Genomic DNA, 3,144 nt, shown 5'->3' with positions numbered 1-3,144 from the left:
GAACGCTAAGCTGATACGCGAGGGCTCAGAGGCCGTCGTGTAAGAGTAGGGTGAGATACGTCCTTGCTGAGTCCACAACTCGGGCGCTTGGCCCGAGTTGTATCGAGCGACTGGTTAGCTAAAACTCTTTTCATAACTTTCTAGGTGGAAGGTTTGGATCAAACTCCATATTCCCGTTTAGACATGGAATTTCGTCTTCATCATCTTTTTTGCTTTCTGCTCCAACGCTCTCATCAGAAACAAGGTATGTCACCCTTCCGACTAATCCGTATATGAACGGTAGGACTAGGATTATCGTGATCCAGTAGCCTGTGACGATGACGAATCTGAAGGTGTCTTGTTCTTTCTGTTCTGACACGACTTCTTCTAGGAAATTTAGAGGAAGCGAGAAAATTGCTAGCACGATTACAAACAGAATCAGCTTACCGATCAGTTTCAGTCCAGCTACCCAATGCTTGAGGTACGATTCCGTTATTCTGTTCATTTTTTTCTAGCTAACGTCGAGGTGTCACGCGGAGGGGGCGCAGCCCCCGGAGTTGTGACCACCGACTTGTTCTACCTTTTTTAGTTTTTTGTAGTGGATCAAAAATGACGGTAACAAAACCAACAGTGACACGACAACTAGACCCAATGATTTTTTGCTCTTAGCTCTGACGATGTCTTTTGCTTCTTCGTACTCTTCGTCTTTGATTCCTCTCCATTCTTGCTTTTCTATTTCTTTCTCTTCTTCGGTTAGTTCTTTTTCTTTTGTTCCTGGAGGTGGCGGAAGTCGCTGTCCCATGTAAGGATCACGGACATCAGAAGATTTGTAATATTCGTACTGATAATCGGTAAGTCCATAATCCGGTAGGACCATTTTCATCAAATCGTAGGCACCGATTACGGTGAAGACAGTCGATGCCACCATCAATGCAAAGCACATCAAAACGAAGTAGATGCTAAGTGCGGTCTTTCTCATTTATCTGTAGAACGTCAAAGCCATACGCGGAGGTCAGCGCGGAGCGCTGGCCGGAGTTGTATGGGCTGCCTGGTTCGGCTTAGTCCATTTTGACTGATATCGTGAATCTACCTCATCAAGAATCGAATACCAATCCTCAATCGAGTATCCTTTAGTTCTAGGGTGTTCATCAGTGGATATGACATTTGGATTATTTTTTATTCTTTCTCTGTATAAGACGTCTGACTTGAATTCATGCTCAGACGCTAAGCTAAACAATCGCTTTGCTTCGTCTTTCTTCCCTTTATATTCGGCGATCCATGCGAGTCTCGCGTATGCCAACGCAAGTTCCCAATCAAATGCGGAGTGATCTCCTCGATTCGAAATTTCTTCTTTTGTAAACTCGATAGATCTGAGGAGTGCTGATTTCGAACTCTCGATATCGCCGCTACCGTATGGCTCAAGGATTTCGTTCATTCTTTCGATGTACGCATCATTTGCTCTTCGATACTCTTCGGCTGGATCGGAACAACCGTAAAAGATAGTGAGGAGGAGTAGAGCTAAGTATCGCATCGTTTTTTTGCCGAACGCAGAGGTGTCACGCGGAGGTAAGCGCGGAGCGCTTACCGGAGTTGTGACGACCGACTGGTTCTCCCATTTTGTTTTTTGGATCAATTTGGTTCTGAAACAAAATGATAGTGGCTAGACCTAAGATAAAGAGGAGTCCGCTGTGATCGCCTCCAAATGCAATTGTGTAAATGTACGAAGTTCCGTCAGTCAAAATTCCTTTCGTTGATTCTCTAAATTGGAGAAAGAGAGGACATAGTATCAGGATGGAAAATACAAATTCTACCTTCCTTTTCTTTAGTTTAATAATTCCTTCTCCGAGAGATTTAGCAATCGATTTTAGGGATCTTCCTCCGAGAAAAAAGATGGCACCAAAACAGAAAATGATTCCAAGCATTGCGGGATCAAATCCTTCGCTCGTTACTCCAAATTCACGTTCGTAACGCTTGAAACTTGATAAGTTCGATGCAGCCAATCCAGTAGCTAAGAGGAGTGGGAAAATTAGTTTTCGTTTCATAATTAATTTTGGAGAACGCTAAGCTCATACGCGAGGGCCTAAAAGACCGAATGAGCAAGTTGTGGGGTTGGAAATGTCTTTGCTGGTTCCGCAACTCGAGCGCTTGGCCCGAGTTGTATGGAGCGACTGGTTCTACCTTCTTTCATTTCAGCTTAGAGATGATGCTAGAGCTCCTAGAAAGCCGAATACCAATTCAATGATGAGCACGAGTATTGCGAAGCATATGTCTAAGGCCAATAGCTTTCTTCCCAAGTTCGTTAGTTCGTTTTCTGCCGTAGAAACCAAGCCTTCGGGAGTCGCTAAATCGACGGTGTTGTCGCTTCGGATTTTTAGCTCATGCCCGACCACCCCTCGAAATGTGACGTATCCAGATAGAGGTAGAATGAAAGCAGGAAACGTCCAAGAGTCATCGGAAACTAAGAGATAAGATACCCACAAGAAGACGCCTCCAACGATGATGAAGCCGAATCGCTCGGACTTGCCAAGGGCGGGAATACTTTGAATATCTGCCATGGTCGGTTCACGTCCATTACTCTTCGTCCAGGACGAAATGCTCTTCGTAGCCCTCTTCGTGAGTCTCTTTATCGTTCTGTTGCGAAGACTAAACACTGATTATTTCTGTAGAACGCTAAGCTGATACGCGAGGGCTCAGAGGCCGTCGTGTAAGAGTAGGGTGAGATACGTCCTTGCTGAGTCCACAACTCGGGCGCTTGGCCCGAGTTGTATCGAGCGACTGGTTAGCTAAAACTCTTTTCATAACTTTCTAGGTGGAAGGTTTGGATCAAACTCCATATTCCCGTTTAGACATGGAATTTCGTCTTCATCATCTTTTTTGCTTTCTGCTCCAACGCTCTCATCAGAAACAAGGTATGTCACCCTTCCGACTAATCCGTATATGAACGGTAGGACTAGGATTATCGTGATCCAGTAGCCTGTGACGATGACGAATCTGAAGGTGTCTTGTTCTTTCTGTTCTGACACGACTTCTTCTAGGAAATTTAGAGGAAGCGAGAAAATTGCTAGCACGATTACAAACAGAATCAGCTTACCGATCAGTTTCAGTCCAGCTACCCAATGCTTGAGGTACGATTCCGTTATTCTGTTCATTTTTTTCTAGCTAACG

Annotated in this window: 6 protein-coding genes; all 6 read right to left on the bottom strand. The window is 44.7% G+C overall.

From position 1 onward, the window contains the following. Positions 1-130 precede the first annotated feature (130 nt). The 6 genes from H5P27_RS02035 to H5P27_RS02010 all read right to left on the bottom strand — a co-directional run bounded on the left by H5P27_RS02035 (position 131) and on the right by H5P27_RS02010 (position 3,128). Entirely contained in the window at positions 131-484 is a 354-nt protein-coding gene (locus tag H5P27_RS02035; RefSeq protein WP_185658711.1) for a hypothetical protein, read from the bottom strand. Between the two features lie 24 nt (positions 485-508). Next, complete coding sequence (locus tag H5P27_RS02030; RefSeq protein WP_185658725.1) at positions 509-958, bottom strand: hypothetical protein; 450 nt, start codon at positions 956-958, stop codon at positions 509-511. Between the two features lie 33 nt (positions 959-991). Further along, positions 992-1,510: a hypothetical protein gene (locus H5P27_RS02025; protein ID WP_185658724.1), complete on the bottom strand. Its 519-nt coding sequence runs from the start codon at positions 1,508-1,510 to the stop codon at positions 992-994. Between the two features lie 25 nt (positions 1,511-1,535). Beyond that, entirely contained in the window at positions 1,536-2,021 is a 486-nt protein-coding gene (locus tag H5P27_RS02020; RefSeq protein ID WP_185658723.1) for a hypothetical protein, read from the bottom strand. A gap of 147 nt (positions 2,022-2,168) precedes the next feature. Further along, on the bottom strand, positions 2,169-2,534 hold the full coding sequence (locus H5P27_RS02015; protein ID WP_221774574.1) for a hypothetical protein: 366 nt from the start codon (positions 2,532-2,534) through the stop codon (positions 2,169-2,171). Between the two features lie 240 nt (positions 2,535-2,774). Further along, positions 2,775-3,128 carry a hypothetical protein gene (locus tag H5P27_RS02010; RefSeq protein ID WP_185658711.1) on the bottom strand — a complete coding sequence of 118 codons (354 nt, stop codon included), beginning with the start codon at positions 3,126-3,128 and terminating at the stop codon, positions 2,775-2,777. Positions 3,129-3,144 lie beyond the last annotated feature (16 nt).

The organism is Pelagicoccus albus, from assembly GCF_014230145.1.
GTDB lineage: Bacteria > Verrucomicrobiota > Verrucomicrobiia > Opitutales > Opitutaceae > Pelagicoccus > Pelagicoccus albus.
Note: the sequence above shows the minus strand (reverse complement) of the source record. Positions and strands in the feature narration are given on the sequence as shown.

Coding starts and splice junctions, on each gene's coding strand:
- H5P27_RS02035 (WP_185658711.1), bottom strand. CDS start 484: ATGAACAGAATAACGGAATCGTACCTCAAGCATTGGGTAGCTGGACTG.
- H5P27_RS02030 (WP_185658725.1), bottom strand. CDS start 958: ATGAGAAAGACCGCACTTAGCATCTACTTCGTTTTGATGTGCTTTGCA.
- H5P27_RS02025 (WP_185658724.1), bottom strand. CDS start 1,510: ATGCGATACTTAGCTCTACTCCTCCTCACTATCTTTTACGGTTGTTCC.
- H5P27_RS02020 (WP_185658723.1), bottom strand. CDS start 2,021: ATGAAACGAAAACTAATTTTCCCACTCCTCTTAGCTACTGGATTGGCT.
- H5P27_RS02015 (WP_221774574.1), bottom strand. CDS start 2,534: ATGGCAGATATTCAAAGTATTCCCGCCCTTGGCAAGTCCGAGCGATTC.
- H5P27_RS02010 (WP_185658711.1), bottom strand. CDS start 3,128: ATGAACAGAATAACGGAATCGTACCTCAAGCATTGGGTAGCTGGACTG.